This window comes from Paenibacillus sp. JT31N7 (genome assembly GCF_059692095.1).
Map to the genome: position 1 here is coordinate 323,165 of NZ_JCAUAT010000002.1, position 15,131 is coordinate 338,295.

Annotated in this window: 12 protein-coding genes and 2 pseudogenes; 10 read left to right on the plus strand and 4 right to left on the minus strand. The window is 54.9% G+C overall.

Translation table 11 applies throughout. From position 1 onward, the window contains the following. The first annotated feature begins 12 nt into the window (after positions 1–12). From AC58P5_RS11750 to cydS, 7 genes and pseudogenes are all read left to right on the plus strand, one after another. Entirely contained in the window at positions 13–555 is a 543-nt protein-coding gene (locus AC58P5_RS11750; protein WP_497386606.1) for a phage tail protein, read from the plus strand. A gap of 416 nt (positions 556–971) precedes the next feature. Further along, a pseudogene (locus tag AC58P5_RS11755) lies at positions 972–1,064 on the plus strand (DNA-binding response regulator); the annotation flags it as partial. A gap of 14 nt (positions 1,065–1,078) precedes the next feature. Further along, positions 1,079–1,219, plus strand: a pseudogene (locus AC58P5_RS11760) (ATP-binding protein); the annotation flags it as partial. Positions 1,220–1,247: 28 nt separating this feature from the next. After that, positions 1,248–2,099: a hypothetical protein gene (locus AC58P5_RS11765; protein WP_497386608.1), complete on the plus strand. Its 852-nt coding sequence runs from the start codon at positions 1,248–1,250 to the stop codon at positions 2,097–2,099. A gap of 609 nt (positions 2,100–2,708) precedes the next feature. Beyond that, entirely contained in the window at positions 2,709–4,064 is a 1,356-nt protein-coding gene (locus AC58P5_RS11770; protein ID WP_497386610.1) for a cytochrome ubiquinol oxidase subunit I, read from the plus strand. Next, positions 4,061–5,086: a cytochrome d ubiquinol oxidase subunit II gene (locus AC58P5_RS11775; RefSeq protein ID WP_497386612.1), complete on the plus strand. Its 1,026-nt coding sequence runs from the start codon at positions 4,061–4,063 to the stop codon at positions 5,084–5,086. Before AC58P5_RS11770 ends, AC58P5_RS11775 begins: the two co-directional genes overlap by 4 nt. 7 nt (positions 5,087–5,093) lie before the next feature. Further along, on the plus strand, positions 5,094–5,228 hold the full coding sequence (gene cydS / locus AC58P5_RS11780; RefSeq protein WP_497386614.1) for a cytochrome bd oxidase small subunit CydS family protein: 135 nt from the start codon (positions 5,094–5,096) through the stop codon (positions 5,226–5,228). 554 nt (positions 5,229–5,782) lie between these two features. Here the strand turns inward: cydS and AC58P5_RS11785 are convergent. After that, positions 5,783–6,877, minus strand: a complete 1,095-nt coding sequence (locus AC58P5_RS11785; protein ID WP_497386616.1) for a Gfo/Idh/MocA family protein — start codon at positions 6,875–6,877, stop codon at positions 5,783–5,785. A 206-nt stretch (positions 6,878–7,083) separates the two neighbouring features. Between AC58P5_RS11785 and AC58P5_RS11790 the strand changes: the two genes are divergently transcribed. Beyond that, entirely contained in the window at positions 7,084–7,953 is an 870-nt protein-coding gene (locus tag AC58P5_RS11790; RefSeq protein WP_497386618.1) for an AraC family transcriptional regulator, read from the plus strand. A 511-nt stretch (positions 7,954–8,464) separates the two neighbouring features. Here the strand turns inward: AC58P5_RS11790 and AC58P5_RS11795 are convergent. The 3 genes from AC58P5_RS11795 to AC58P5_RS11805 form a co-directional block, all read right to left on the minus strand. Continuing rightward, entirely contained in the window at positions 8,465–9,184 is a 720-nt protein-coding gene (locus AC58P5_RS11795) for a response regulator transcription factor (protein WP_497386620.1), read from the minus strand. A gap of 182 nt (positions 9,185–9,366) precedes the next feature. Then, positions 9,367–11,166 carry a two-component system histidine kinase PnpS gene (gene pnpS, locus AC58P5_RS11800; RefSeq protein ID WP_497386622.1) on the minus strand — a complete coding sequence of 600 codons (1,800 nt, stop codon included), beginning with the start codon at positions 11,164–11,166 and terminating at the stop codon, positions 9,367–9,369. A gap of 377 nt (positions 11,167–11,543) precedes the next feature. Further along, on the minus strand, positions 11,544–13,127 hold the full coding sequence (locus tag AC58P5_RS11805; protein WP_497386624.1) for a fumarate hydratase: 1,584 nt from the start codon (positions 13,125–13,127) through the stop codon (positions 11,544–11,546). Positions 13,128–13,287: 160 nt separating this feature from the next. On the opposite strand from AC58P5_RS11805, the gene AC58P5_RS11810 reads away from it, so the two are divergent. Continuing rightward, positions 13,288–14,469: a polysaccharide deacetylase family protein gene (locus AC58P5_RS11810; protein ID WP_497386626.1), complete on the plus strand. Its 1,182-nt coding sequence runs from the start codon at positions 13,288–13,290 to the stop codon at positions 14,467–14,469. A 1-nt stretch (position 14,470) separates the two neighbouring features. Next, positions 14,471–15,052 (plus strand): 5'-deoxynucleotidase, encoded by a 582-nt coding sequence (gene yfbR, locus AC58P5_RS11815; protein WP_103997708.1) that lies wholly within the window; start codon positions 14,471–14,473, stop codon positions 15,050–15,052. The last annotated feature ends 79 nt before the right edge of the window (positions 15,053–15,131 follow it).

Consider the following 15,131-nt stretch of genomic DNA (forward strand, 5'->3'; position numbering starts at 1 on the left):
GAGCATTATTTTATGGCTGATGCTTACATAGGAGAAATCCGCATATTCGCAGGTAATTTTGCCCCAAGGGATTGGGCGCTTTGCAACGGGCAGCTCATGCAGGTTAGACAGAACACCGCTCTATTTTCCATTCTGGGCACGCAGTACGGCGGAGACGGCAAAACCACATTCGCCCTGCCGAACTTGATGGGCAAAGCTCCGATGCACCAGGGTGCCGGACAGGGTTTAACCCCCCGCGTCGTCGGTCAAGTGACAGGATCGCCTACCGAGACTCTGCTCACGACGGAAATCCCTTCGCACACCCACGTTCCCCAATCGGTAAATGCCGTAGGTAGCGACACGAGTCCCGCCAACAATTTCTGGGCCCAATCTCCCCCCGAAGGCCGTCCCGGGCGGGAAAAGCAGCGGAATCTGTACGATGCCACACCGAGCGTACAGATGAACCCGGTCATTCTTCCCATTGCCGGCGGCAGCCAGCCGCATAACAACATGCAGCCCTATCTTGCGATGAATTATATCATCAGTTTATCCGGGGAATTCCCGCCACGTCAGTAAACGGGCAAAACTAAAGAACCTTCCGTCCGGTAAGAGGACGGGAAGGTTCTTTTTTTATAGCTCTTTATTTTATTCGCTTTCCTTGTTATAAAGCCGATGCGTAAGCTGAAATTCATTCATTCATTCAGAAGTCCATACGTTTTCGTTTCCGGATTACAGTGTGCCAATTGTCAGCCTGCGCCACCCTGTCGATCTGTCGGAACCCTCTTGCAGCGCATTTGGTTAATTACCGGGCATGCTTGTATTGTGCGGGCTGTGACTGAACTCTTCTTGAAGGCTGGCTGAATTTTGCTGAAAGCCCGGGCAGGTGCCCCATGATTAAGCGGAGGCTCAGGCTTCATTCAGATTCCGTTCAGTTTCGTGACGGATAATCTGTATATAGGTAATAGAAAGAAGACCCCGAGAGGTGATTCCGCATAAAAAATGCAAAAGATATCCGAATCCTGCTCGTCGATGACGAGCCGCACATTCTGCAGTTTCTCGAATTCGGCCTTGTCAATGAAGGCTTTGCGGAGGAGCCGGACTCGGGCTGTCGATCACGAAGTCGATCGTCGAAGCCCACGGCGGTACGATTTCCGTCTGGAGCCGGGAAGGCGCCGGCTCGACGTTCGTGCTCGTATTCCCTGAAACCGGTGAAAATAACGGCGGAAAAATGTTAAAATAAACGGGATAAACAGAAAGGCGGAGAAGCGATGGTATACGCGTTTACGATTCAGCCCGGCATCTACCACGCCTTCGAAGACGAGGCGGAGCAGATTGAACAATGCAAGGAATGGGGCCTGCTATCCGGTAAGGCAACCAAGACCAAAGCTTTTTTTTATAAGGGAAACGGCTTGAACGTTCCCTGCACCATCGTCGGGTACACCGACAGAATGACGGCTGTCATAGAATTTGACAACAAGCAGCAGCACTGCATCCATCCTTCCTATTTGAAGGAAATGCAGGCGGCGAACTACGGGCAGAGGCAGTGGTCCTCCAGCGAAAACGGCACCGAAGCCGAAGCTCCGGAAGGAGACGAGACTGCCGGGAATGCGGAGCCTGCAGGTGAAGTTCCGGCGGATGCGGCTGGTGAGACTACGTCTGCCGCCATCCCGCAGAAGCAGCCTGCCGCAGAGTCGACGCTGGCGTCACAGACGGAGGCCGCGCCCGGGCAAACCGCTCCGGCCGATCCGGACAAGCCCGCTGCCACTGACGCAGCCGCCGACGCGCCTAAGGCGAAGGCCAAGAAAGAAAAAGCGCCCAAGCTTCAGCTTCCGGAAGAAAAAGTGAAGATGACCGCTACGGTACAGGATTTCACGACGGTTCCCAATCATTTTTCCGATAACGACGATGAGGTCATCATTTACGAGAATGTGACCATTATGGAGCCGGAAACGGATATCGGCACCGCCTGGTCCAGCCACAGCGCGACGATCAAGAAGCTGGAGCTCGAAGTCGGCGATACGATCACGTTCGAGGCCAAAATCGTGGCCAAGAAGCTGACCCGCTATCCCGTGCCTTACAAAATCAACAACCCCGCTAAAATCCAGAAAGAGCAGGACTAGCTGCCCCGCCCGGCTTGTTGAGGGGATGCGGTTTGCGGATATGCGGGGTGCGGGGTACAGTTAGTCCCGGGCCGCGGCTTTTTGCGGGTTGCGGTTTGTTCCTGGTTCGAACGGCAGATTGGTACACGTCCTCCAAGACTTTGTTCCGGGTTCGCATAAGCCTTGTAATATGAGCCGGTCAGTTCCCTATTCCCGGATTTCCACTTTAAGCGCCTCTTTTAACCGAAGGCCGCACAAGATCCATTCACTGTAAAGGCTCCGTCCAGTCGCACGTTTCCCGTGCTTCCGGATGGAGCTTCTTTTTTTCGTGACCCGTCAACATTTCGTCAACCTTTCTTCACCGTTTACTCACAGATATTGTGAAAATAATCACAGCTAAGTGTGTAAGATAAATTAGAAGGATTTGATTTAAGTAATCCAGGGTCTCGTTTTACAATTCATTTCCGGGGCGGTGAAGGCATGAACCCGTTTAAACGGCAGGAGAAACGGCTGATGATTCTCATGTTCGTCGTAGCCGCCGTTATGCTGCTTTCCTTTCTGCGCAGGCTGTTTGCATGACCTTACACGTTTACAAAGAACAAGAATATCCCAGGGGGAGTTGGTGCCATCATGTTTCATTATGATCCTGTGCTGTACAGCCGCATACTCACCGAAGTCACGCTCGCGTTCCACATTATTTTCGCCACTATCGGTGTCGGCGTGCCGGTCATGATCGCTCTGGCCGAATGGACGGGCATCCGCAAGAACGACCGGTACTACACACTGCTGGCCCGCCGCTGGGCGCGCGGCTTTGTCATCACGGTCGCCATCGGCGTCGTGACCGGAACGGCTATCGGTCTCCAGTTGAGCCTGCTGTGGCCGAGCTTTATGGAAATCGCCGGACAGGCTATCGCGCTGCCGCTATTTCTGGAGACGTTCGCGTTCTTCGTCGAAGCGATTTTTCTCGGCATTTATTTGTATACCTGGGACCGGTTCAAACCGAAACGGCATCTGATGCTGCTCATCCCGGTCGCCATCGGGTCTTCCGCCTCGGCCTTTTTCATTACGACCGTGAACGCGTTTATGAACACGCCGCAGGGTTTTACGCTGGAAAACGGCAAAATCACGAACGTGGACCCCATCGCGGCCATGTTCAATCCGGCGACGCCCACGAAAGTCTCCCACGTCCTCGCATCGGCTTACATGACGTGCGCGTTCATTCTTGCGGCCATAGCGGCCTTCTCGCTGCTGCGCCGCAAAGGTGACCGGCTTTACGCCAAGAAGGCGCTCAAGCTTACGATGAGCGCAGGACTTGTATTCGCGCTGGCAACGGCCGCGATCGGCGACCTCTCGGGCAAGTTCCTCGCGGCTTATCAGCCCGAGAAGCTGGCCGCGGCCGAATGGCATTTCGAGACGCAGACCAAAGCTCCGCTGGTGTTCGGCGGAATTTTGACAGAGGACAGAGAAATCAAATACGGGCTGAAAATCCCGTACGCCCTGAGCATTCTCGCCGGCAGCAATCCCGGTTTTGAAGTCAAAGGGCTGGATCAGATTCCCGACGAGCTGGAGCCTCCGCTCTATGTGCACTACTTCTTCGACGGCATGGTCACCATTGGGATGTTCACCATCGTGATCGCGGCTCTCTATCTGTGGCTCAGCCGCAGCAAACGCGCCTCGAAGCCGGCTCCGCGCTGGCTGCTCCGGGTGATCGTCGCCTGCGGACCGCTCTCCATGCTCGGCATCTGGCTCGGCTGGTTCTATGCCGAGGTAGGCCGGCAGCCGTGGATTCTCCGCGGCTACATGAAAGTGGCCGAAGCCGCCACGACGTCGGCTCATGTGGACAAGATGCTGCTCCTGTTCTGTCTGCTGTATCTCGTCCTGGGGCTGACCGCGATAAAAGTGCTGTCCAAACTGTTCAAAAACAACGACGTTGCGGATGAATTGATCGCATTCGGCGTTTTCGAGAAAAGGGGGCCGCTGGAATGAATCTGGAACTGCTCGGCATCACCGTTCTGTGGGTGTTTCTGTTCGGCTACCTGATCGTCGCTTCCATTGACTTCGGAGCCGGTTTTTTCAGCTACTATTCCGTCATTACGGGCAGCAAAAATAGTACGCACCGCATCATTGAGCGCTATCTTTCTCCCGTCTGGGAAGTTACCAACGTGTTTCTTGTCTTTTTCTACATCGGCTTAGTCGGATTCTTTCCGGAAACCGCCCGCTATTACGGCACGGCGCTGCTCGTCCCCGGGTCCCTGGCGCTCATTCTTCTCGCTTTGCGTGGTTCCTACTACGCCTTCAGCACGTACGGGTCCAAAGACAACCGTTGGTACATGCTGATCTACGGAGCCACCGGACTGCTGATCCCCGCCGCTTTATCGACCGTGCTGGCCATTTCGGAAGGCGGCCTGATCGTGGAAACCGCCGGCCAAATCACGCTGGACTGGAGCGCTCTCCTGGGCAGCGTCTATACCTGGTCGGTCGTGCTGCTCGCTATCGTCAGCGTGCTGTACATCTCCGCCATGTTCCTGGCCTACTATGCGCATAAGGCGAAGGACACGGCCGCTTTCGAAATTGTACGCGGGTATGCGCTTTTCTGGAGCGTTCCGACCATTCTGGTCAGCGTGCTCGTCTTTTTCGCGATCTCCCGGCACAACCCCGAACATTTTACAAGAATGCTCGATCTCGCCTGGATGTTCGTCATCTCGTTTCTTTGCTTCCTGATTGCCGTCTACGCCGTCTGGAAAAAAAGATATCTGGGCCTCGGCTTCACCTTCGTCCTGCTTCAGTTCGCCTTTGCCTTTTTCGGGTACGGAGCCTCCCATCTGCCTTACATTCTGTATCCGTACATCACGATTCATGAAAATTTCACCAATCCCGCCATGGGCACGGCGCTTATTGTTGCTTTTATCGCCGGCCTGCTGATCCTCATTCCTTCGCTTGTTCTGCTGATGAGACTGTTCCTGTTTGATGCGGGCTATGTTCAAGGAAACCGGGATAAGAAAGGATGATGCTGCCGTGGAACATGTTATGATCATGTATGCTCCTCCGATTGTCGTTGCGCTCTCCCTGCTCTTCTTGTTTCTGTGGGCGCCCCGCACCAAAGATGTCACCGACGAGACGGAAGGCGATCGTCAGCAGCGTATGCGCTGAACCTTCTCTGCTCTTGTCCGGCCGTTCGGCCATACCAGTCCTATAAATAGCGATAAGAAAGGCGATTCCGTAAGAGAGTCGCCTTTTTTTATTTTACCTGCCGCTTACATGGTGATAATTTGCAGAAAACGATCATAAACTAGTATGTAAGAATAGATTTCCGGAAGGAGGTGCCGACTATATGTACTACGAAGAAGATCGCGAACCGTTTGAAGACGGTGCAGCCGCCGACGAGCAGGAAGAATAAATCCTTCACAAACGTCCTCCTAGAACTCAACTCCCCGTTTTTTCAGGCTCTTAGTTAAAACTCTCTCCCTGATTTCATTGTGCATGTCCGCGCCTTTCTGTCTCCATGTCTCCATGCCAACCAAGCCCGCCGTGATCAGTTTCTTCAACCGATGGCCTAACAAATTCGGCCTTCTGCTATCCTTCCTTCCAGACGGCAAAAAAGCCCGTTCTCCGCTAACGGAAACGAGCTTATTTTTGTTGGACAGTTTAAGAAAAATCCGCCCCGTAAACGAGGCGGACTTCTTTGTTTTAGCAGACTCCGGCCGCTATTCCTTCTCTTCGTTCAGGTAAATCGCTTTGCCGGTTTTCGCCGATTCGTAGATGGCTTCGAGAATCTCCGATACGACAAGCGCCTGTTCCGGTGTAACCACCGGCTCTTTGTCGTTTTCGATCGCGTCGATCCACATGCGCATCTCAAGGTCGGGCGCATTCTCGGACGCCCCCTCGTAGAAAGCGACGCCTCCGCTGGAAAGCTCGATGTTCTGCGTGTACAGTCGGCTGTTTTTCTCGCCGTTAATGCGCAGGCCGTCCTTCATGTCGGCTCCGCCTTCGGTTCCGCTCAGCGTACATTTCGCTTCGTCGACTTCAAGGGTGTTCAGCGCCCAGCTGGATTCGAGAAGGATGGTCGCTCCGTTTTCCATCGTGATCATGCCGAAAGCGGAATCTTCCACCGTGAACTTCGCCGGGTCCCAAGGTCCCCATGCATTCGCGGCGTTTGCCCGGTGAGAGAGCTTGTGGTACGAAGTGCCGAGCACAACCTTCGGTTTGTAGTTGTCCATCATCCACAACGTAAGGTCGAGCGCGTGAGTCCCGATATCGATGAGCGGGCCCCCGCCCTGCTTTTCTTCATCCAGGAATACGCCCCAAGTCGGAACGGCCCGGCGGCGGATAGCGTGTGCTTTGGCGAAGTAAACTTCCCCAAGCTCGCCGTCTTCGCAAAGCTTTTTCAAATACTGGGAATCGGAACGGAAACGGTTGTTATAACCGATCGTCAGTTTCTTGCCGGTCCGCTTCGCGGCGTCCACCATGCGGCGGGCGTCCACGGACGTTTTAGCCATCGGCTTTTCACACATGACGTGTTTGCCGGCTTCCAGTGCATCGATGGTAATGTCCGCGTGAGAATCGTTCGGTGTGCAGACATGAACTATATCAAGGGAGGAATCTTTCAGCAGTTCACGGTAATCTTGGTAAACGCAAGCATCGCCGGAACCGTATTGTTCCTTGGCTTTTTCCGCCCGTTCGATGACAATATCGCAGAATGCGACCAATTCAACGTTAGGCAGTTTCGCCAGACTCGGCAGGTGTTTGCCGTTTGCAATCCCTCCGCATCCGATAATTCCGATCCGGTACTTTTGTGACATTGCAGTTCCTCCTTCAAATGGGTAAACATGGGTATGTAACTAACAATCAGACAGGATGGCGGCGAAATGTACGCGCGTTCTAAAATTTAGCGGCTTCCCCTGCCTGCTCGATCGTACTACAATAAAGTATAGAAGATACCTCGCCAAAATAAAATCACAGATATGGCGATACTTATATGCGATTTTGTCATTCGGGGGCAGAGCTGGTGGAAATCTATAACGAACAGATTAATTATGAAAACCCTTTTTTGTCCATGCGGGTCTTTCAGGCCCGTCGTGACGATGAGCAAACGAGCCCGTGGCATTACCATAAGGAAGTCGAAATGCTCGCCATTGTGGAAGGGGAACTCGACGTTTACCTTGAAAATGAAAGAGTAAGCCTGAGCGCCGGGGACGTCGTCCTCATCGGTTCCTCCGAGCTCCACCGGGACCGTTCGTCGGCAGACACCACACTCGTCTATTATGTGTTCCAGTTCGATCTGGAGCATTACTTTGACGAAAGCGGAATTGCTTATTTGCGCTATTTTTCGGAGACCCAGTCCGCGCTGAGCAAGCTGAATTATATTTTCCGGGAAAATACCGCTATCCGTGACGAGGTATTTGCTTGCATCCGCAACATTTACACCGAGTACGCCGGCAAAAAAGTCGGTTATGAAATCGCCATCTCCATCCTGGTGAAACAGATCGTGCTCTCTCTGCTCCGCAGCGACGAGAAGCGCCTGCTCGATTACGGCAACAGCGCCGATCTGATCCGCCTGAAGCCGGTTTTCGAGTACATCGACCGGAATATCGACGGCAAAGTTTACGTGGATGAAGCAAGCAAAGCGGCCAACATTTCCTACTACTATTTTGTGAAATATTTCAAAAAAGTACTCGGCATTTCTTTCCTCGATTACGTGAATTTCAAAAAAATCAAAAAAGCCGAAAAAATCCTGCTGACTCAGGACATAAGCGTCGCCCAGGTCGGCGAACAGATCGGCATGCCGAACATGGCTCACTTCTACAAAACCTTCAAGAAAATCAATCACTGCTCGCCTCATGAGTTCCGTAAAAAGATGCTGGAGTGGAACCGGTAAGGCGGATATGGGCTTTCAGGCGGGCAAGCCATGGTTGCTCACCGTCATGCTGAAGCAACGCAGAACGAGAGCTCGCTTGGTGCGGCTGGTACTAGCCCAGGCGTTTGGGAGCTTGCCGGGCGACCTAACGGAACCGCACAAGTCAAGCTTGCGTCTCTGCACTTACCGGCCGGCCCCGCGCGCGTCTACGCCTCCCGGCAGCGGGGCTGCCTCATGCCACGCTCTCCTGCGCTCTCCTGCGCTCTGCGGCTGCGACACTCGGCTGGACCCGCCGCTTTCAACCAGCCGTATCCGCGGGCCGGCAGAACCGCGGCATTAGCGGTCAAGTGCAGCGCGCCGCAGACAAACCGAAGAAAGGCAGGCCCGCATCGGGACCTGCCTTTCTTTTTGCTGCGCCGCCGTGCGGAACAGCCCCGGCAACAGCCCGGGGCTTTCCGTATCGGCCGTGCCCATCGCCTCGCTCGCACGGCGCGATCTCGTTACCGGCGGCACTCAGCCGCACCGGTCCCGTTTACACCTTGCGGCCCTGATGGGCAACGAGCTTGTACCCCACGCCGCGGATGGATTCGATCTGAACCGACTGCTGGTTCATCTCCAGCTTCTTGCGCAGCGAGCTTACATGAACATCCACCGTCCGCTGGCCTCCGATATAATCGAAGCCCCAGACGATGTTCATCAGGTCATCCCGCGTAATCACGACTCCGGGGCGCTGCACGAGATAGAGCAGCACCTCGAACTCCTTCGGGCGCAGCGGGATAGATTCTTCCCCGAGATAGACTTCGTACTTCTCGGGGAAAATTTGCAGATCGCCGACCGCAATCACCTTGTCGGTCGATTTCTTGCCGTCGCCGCCGGGCTCGTCCGCATGCGTGCGGCGCAGAACCGCCGCCACCCGCGCCAGAAGCTCGGCGACGCCGAACGGCTTCGTAATGTAATCGTCCGCGCCGTGCTTCAGCCCCTGCACGACTTCTTCCTCGGCATTACGGGCCGTCAGAATCACCACAGGCGTCGCATTGCCCTTTTGCCGCAGTTTGGACAGCACCTCAAACCCGTTCAGCCCAGGAAGCATAATGTCCAAAATGATCAGATCGTACGGCTGCTGCATAGCAGCCTGCAGGCCGTCTCCCCCGTGATCCACGACTTTCGTTTCGTAGCCTTCCTGAGTCAAATTATAAGAGAGCAGCCTCGCTAACGTAGGCTCGTCTTCGATAACCAGAATTTTTTGTGACATCGTGTCCCCCACGCTTGAACGTCTTATACTACTATCTTAAGTTTATCATAGCAGTGGAATGTAAATCGAATGTAAATAAAATATTAACGCCGTGTAAACTTGTCCAAAAAACCGCACGTAGCTCCCAGTACGCGGTGCTCGGCGTCACATGACGGTGGTCGACCACAACAATCTAGCCGCCGTTACGGGTGAATGACCGGAAGCTCGATAATAAATTCCGTCCCGTAGCCGACCTCGCTCTCGACCCGGATCGTTCCGTGATGCATCTCAACGAGATGCTTCACAATCGACAGACCGAGCCCCGTTCCGCCTGAACTGCGGGAGCGCGCTTTATCCACACGGTAAAATCTTTCGAAAATCCGCGGAAGATCCTTTTTCGGAATCCCGATCCCCGTATCTTTAATGGAAATCCGGATCCGCTCGTCCTCTCCTTCGGTCCCCGATCCCGCGAGCTCGGCCGCAACCGATACCCGGCCGCCTTCCGGCGTGTAGTTGATCCCGTTCGCCATCAGATTGATCAGAATCTGCCTCAGCCGGTCTTCATCCGCTTCCAGAAACAGCGCTTCATCCACATTCATGCTGAGCGCGATCTTCTTCTTGTCCGCTTCCGCTTCCATCATATGAAGCGATTTTTGAATGATGCTTTGGAGATGAGTCGGCGACAATTGCAGAGGAATGCGCTTCGATTCGATTTTGGACAGCTCCAGAATATCGCCGACCAGCCGGTTCAGCCGCTCGCTCTCGTCGAAAATAATTTGCAGAAACGACCTCGCCGTTTCCTTGTCGTCCAGCGCTCCGGCGAGCAACGTCTCCGAAAATCCTTTGACGGCGGCAATCGGCGTTTTCAGCTCATGGGAAACGTTCGCCACAAACTCACTGCGCATCCGCTCAAGCCGGCGCATCGCCGTAATATCGTGCAGGACGACGAGCACGCCCGACCATTCGCCATCCGCCTGCGAGATGGGGCTCAGGTTGATTTCCAGAATCCGTTCCGACGGATAGTAGAAAATGATTTCCTCGCGGATAGGCTCGTTCGTTTCGATGCATTCCTGGATGAGCCGTGTCAGCTCGAACTGCTGCTTCGCTTCGTCGTACTTTTTTCCGTACAGTTCATTGGAAGAAAAACCGAGAATATCCTCGGCCGAACGGTTAACGAGCACGATCCGCTGATCGCGGTCAACCATCAGAATGCCGCTTCCCATATTCTCCAGGACACCTTTAAGACGGCCTTCGTTCTCCAGAATGCGATTCATCTGCATATGCAGACTGTCCGCCATCCGGTTGATGGCCTGACCCAACTGGCCTACTTCGTCCAGACTTTTCGTTTCCACACGCGCTTTATAGTTGCGGTTTGTAATCTGTTTCGCCACATTCGTTATATTCTCGATCGGCCGGGTCAGCCCACTGGCAATCCGGTAGCTGGTTACACCCGCAATAAGGAACAGGATGCCCAGACCGACCAGCAGGAAGAGCCATAAATGGCGGATCGTATTCTCCACCTGCTCGAGACTCATGGCCATACGAAGATAGCCGGACTTCTCTCCGCCCGCCGTCTGCACCGGAATTGCCGCATAGAGCATATTGCGCTTAAGCGTGTCGCTGTACCGGATCGCGTATCCGACGCCGTCCCGGTCTGCCTGCTGAATCTCGCTACGGCCCGCATGGTTGTCCATCTCTTCGGGATTTTCGTCCGAATCTCCCAGCACCTTGCCGTCTTCCCGGACATACGTCACTCGCGCATCCGTAAATTCCTTCAGTCGCTTCGTCTGTGACGTATAATACGGCACAAGAAAAGCCGAATCCCCGGCCTTGTTCCAGTCGCCGGTCATTTCGATCACGCGGAGCTCGCGCACCAGATTGGATTCCAGCTCCTTGATATGTGAATCCTCCAGCAGCTTCGCCATAAAAATACCGGCGATCAGCATGGAAATGCCGATCATCAGCATGAGGATCAGCGTCAAACGGGCTCTGAATTTGAGCATAAATTTACCTTCACTCCAAACATGAGGTCATCTTAACGGTTTTCTTCAGGAGATCAATCCTTAGTGTACGCTTCCCCCGCACGTAAAAAAAGTAAAGATTATGTAAAGGAATGCGCGGGAGCGCCGTTAAAAAGCATGTAAAAAAACCGGAGGCTTTCCGCCTCCGGCCCGGCGGGCATAAGGCTTCCACCCGCGATATAAGTCCGTTTATGAAGTTTTTTAAAATCCGCATGAACAAATCGCTCTATCTCCGGATGCAATCGGCACGAAGGCCCGTTTTCACGAACGACCTGCCTTTATTGTCCATCTATCGCGAACGACCGGCCTTATTGTCCGTCCACGCGAACGACCACTCTACCGCCCGTGCATAGGTAAGCTTAGGCGAAAACGGGCTCCTTGAACTGTTCCAGCTTCTGCAGCGAATCTTTCTCTACGTCCGCATGGAGACTGTTTCCGTGGGAATCCATCGTCACGATGGCCGCAAAGCCTTCGGTCTGCAGATGCCACATGGCTTCCGGAATCCCGAATTCCAGAAAGTCCACGCTTTCGACTTCCTTGAAGCATCTCGCATAGTATTGCGCGGCTCCCCCGATCGCGTTCAGATATACACCGCCGTGCTCCTTCAGGGCAGCCAGCGTTTTGGGTCCCATACCGCCCTTGCCGATGACGGCGCGGATGCCGAATTTTTTAATAATATCTCCTTGGTAAGGCTCCTCGCGGATACTCGTCGTAGGGCCAGCCGCTCTGACTTTCCAGTTGCCCTCGCGGTCTTGGCTCATAACAGGTCCGCAGTGGTAAATGGCGGCACCGTTCAGATCGACCGGAGAGTCGTGATCCATCAAATATTTATGGAGCGCATCGCGTCCGGTATGCATCATTCCGTTGATGATGACCACGTCGCCCACTTTCAGCTGGCGGATCTGCTCTTCGCTGATCGGCGTTTGCAGAACAATCTCACGACCCTCGCCGGATGCGTCGGCATCAGGGGCGGCAGCTACGGCTTCGGGCTGCGAAGCTTCTGCCGCATCCACTGCCTGAGCCGCCTCGTTCATCGGCTGGTCGGAACCGCGCTCATACACCCAATCCTGGATTTCTCCGGTTTGGGCGTTCAGGACAACCCCTTGGCGGCGGTAGGCCCAGCAGTTATACGCGACCGAAACGAAGAAGCTTGCGGGAAGACGGTTCATCACGCCGACCTTGCAGCCGAGCAGCGTAACCTGGCCGCCGAATCCCATCGTGCCGATACCCAGCTTGTTGGCGTTCTCCATCACGTAGTCTTCCAGCTTGCGGAGATCTTCGATCGGATTCACATCGTCCAGAGAACGGAACAGCTGGTGCTTGGCCAGCTCATAGCCGGTCGTGCGGTCACCGCCGATGCCGACTCCGATCACACCCGCGCTGCAGCCTTGGCCCTGCGCCTGATAGACGGAATGCATGACGCATTTGCGGATTCCGTCCAGGTCGCGTCCCGCTTTACCCAGGCCGGGAATTTCCGCCGGAAGGCTGTACTGGATGTTTTTGTTCTCGCAGCCGCCGCCCTTCAAAATAAGCTTCACTTCAATATCGTCGCGTTCCCACTGCTCGAAATGAATGACCGGGGTGCCGGGACCCAGGTTGTCGCCCGTGTTTGCGCCTGTCAGGGAATCGACCGAATTCGTCCGTAATTTGCTGTCTTTGGTCGCTTGAGCGACGGCTTCACGGATTTGACGCTTCATCGTGATTTGGTCAGCTCCGACCGGACAGTGTATAATAAACGTAGGCATTCCCGTATCCTGGCAAATCGGAGATACGTTCGTTTCCGCCATTTCGATGTTTTGCGCAATGGTGCTTAACGAAAGCGCCGCACGAGTACCGTTATCCTCCAGGGACTGGGCATTGCGGATCGCCCGGCGGACGTCGGCCGGAAGGTTAGTGGATGTTTCCACAATCAAATCGTATACACTTTGTAGAAAATGCTGCATGGTGTTATTCTCCTCTCCTCTTGTCACATCAGAACATCAGAACAACCGTAAGACCGTGATTTCTGTGGTAGTCACCGTTATTCTTACTATGCTTTAATTATAACACACCGTTTACGCCGCTTGTTACCACGGAAATATGATACAAGGAGCATGGCCATTCATGTACAAAAGACTTCTGAGCGCGCTGCTGCTTGCCGTTTTCGGGCTTAGCGCGCTGCTGATACCGACCGGTGCGGACCGGTACAAACTGTGGTACAGAGATCAGGTAGCCGTCCTGATGTACCACCACATCCACGACCAGGACACAAGCACCAGCACCATTACAAGCAAGCTGTTCCGCGATCAGATGAACTATTTGCTTGCCAAAGGCTATCATTTTATTACGCTGCAGGAGTTCAAACAGTACCTGGCGGGAGCGAGCGTCCCGGATAATGCCGTTCTCGTCACTTTCGACGATGGATACGAGAGCGTGTATTCGCACGCCTACCCCGCATTGAAGGAACTGAAAATTCCCGCCGTCAACTTCATCATTACCGAGACGCTGGCGGATCCCAAAGCGACCCTGATTCCGTCCATGTCCAAGGAAGAACTGACCCGGATGTCGCACGAGACGAATTTTATCGAAAATCAATGCCATACCAACGCTTCCCACCGGAAGCTGGACAGCGGAGAAGCCGCCCTTGTCGGGCACGAAACGGTAAACGGCGCCCAGGAAACGGACGAGCAGTACCGCAGCCGGATTTACAACGATGCCGCCGCCTGCGCATCTAACCTGTCTCCGCTGCAGGAGCTCCCCGTCGATACGGTTGCCTACCCTTACGGCATCATCGCCGACGAAGGCGCGGAGATGTACGGCAAAGCCGGCTTCCGCTACGGCTTTACGATCATTCCGCAGATGGCTACCCGCGATGTTGACCGGATGCATATTCCGCGGATCAATGCGGGAAGCCCGTGGATCACGCCGGAACGGCTGCATACCACGCTCAAACGGCGGGCGGTCGCCCAGCCCCGGACGTCCGACTCCGTGCGTCTGTCCGATGCCGTCGACCGTCTCGGAGGTACCGTTACCGACGACGGGCAGTCGGTGACGATCCGCTCGGACGAGCGCGTCTTGTCGGGTTCGGTGGGCAGCCGCCGGTTCAAATCCGCTGCCTCGGCCGTCGAACTGTCCGAACCCGTGCGCCGGGAGCACGGCGAGCTGGTCATCGGCCTGGCCGATCTCCAGCGGCTGCTTGGGCGGGAAGTGACTTACAACCGGTCCACCGGCCAAATCTATTGGCGGCAGGAACCCCGGATCCTGGCGTCCCAAGACAGTAAGAGCCCTCAGGGAGGAACGCCGTAAGATGGAACATCATTTTTTCGCCTACTTGTACCGGATGCGCTACATAGAAAGATGGAGCCTGATGCGGAGCACCGTGCGGGAGAACGTGGCCGAACATTCCTTCCACGTCTCTCTTCTCACCCACGTGCTCTGCACCATCGGCAACGAAGTGTTCGGCCGCAGCTGGCCGACCGACCGCGTCGTATCCATGGCTTTGTTCCATGATGCGACGGAAGTCATCACCGGCGATATTCCTACGCCGGTGAAGCATCACAACCCGCACATTCTGCGGAATTTCCGCGAGCTGGAGCAGCTGGCGGCCGACAAGCTCGTCCAGATGATCCCGGACGAGCTCCGGCATGCTTACGAGCCGCTTATACTCGGTCCGGCGGATCCCGAGCTTGCACGGATTGTCAAAGCCGCCGATCTGCTTGACGCCTACCTCAAATGCACCGCCGAGCTGTCGGCGGGCAACCGGGAGTTCGGCACTGCCAAGAAGCAGATCGAGCAGTCCATCACGGAGCTGAACATGCCGGAAGTCGAGTACTTCCTGACGCGTCTCGCTCCGAGCCTGGAGAAAACCCTAGACGAGCTGTCCGATTAGTTAACCGGACAGCTCGTTTTTGTATGCCCGGCGTCACCGGAAGCGCGGCGGTGTACTGGCGGGGAACGACGTACCGCCG

Coding starts and splice junctions, on each gene's coding strand:
- AC58P5_RS11805 (WP_497386624.1), bottom strand. CDS start 13,127: ATGCAGCATTTTCTACAAAGTGTATACGATTTGATTGTGGAAACATCC.
- AC58P5_RS11775 (WP_497386612.1), top strand. CDS start 4,061: ATGAATCTGGAACTGCTCGGCATCACCGTTCTGTGGGTGTTTCTGTTC.
- AC58P5_RS11750 (WP_497386606.1), top strand. CDS start 13: ATGGCTGATGCTTACATAGGAGAAATCCGCATATTCGCAGGTAATTTT.
- AC58P5_RS11810 (WP_497386626.1), top strand. CDS start 13,288: ATGTACAAAAGACTTCTGAGCGCGCTGCTGCTTGCCGTTTTCGGGCTT.
- yfbR (WP_103997708.1), top strand. CDS start 14,471: ATGGAACATCATTTTTTCGCCTACTTGTACCGGATGCGCTACATAGAA.
- AC58P5_RS11785 (WP_497386616.1), bottom strand. CDS start 6,877: ATGTCACAAAAGTACCGGATCGGAATTATCGGATGCGGAGGGATTGCA.
- AC58P5_RS11765 (WP_497386608.1), top strand. CDS start 1,248: ATGGTATACGCGTTTACGATTCAGCCCGGCATCTACCACGCCTTCGAA.
- pnpS (WP_497386622.1), bottom strand. CDS start 11,166: ATGCTCAAATTCAGAGCCCGTTTGACGCTGATCCTCATGCTGATGATC.
- AC58P5_RS11795 (WP_497386620.1), bottom strand. CDS start 9,184: ATGTCACAAAAAATTCTGGTTATCGAAGACGAGCCTACGTTAGCGAGG.
- AC58P5_RS11770 (WP_497386610.1), top strand. CDS start 2,709: ATGTTTCATTATGATCCTGTGCTGTACAGCCGCATACTCACCGAAGTC.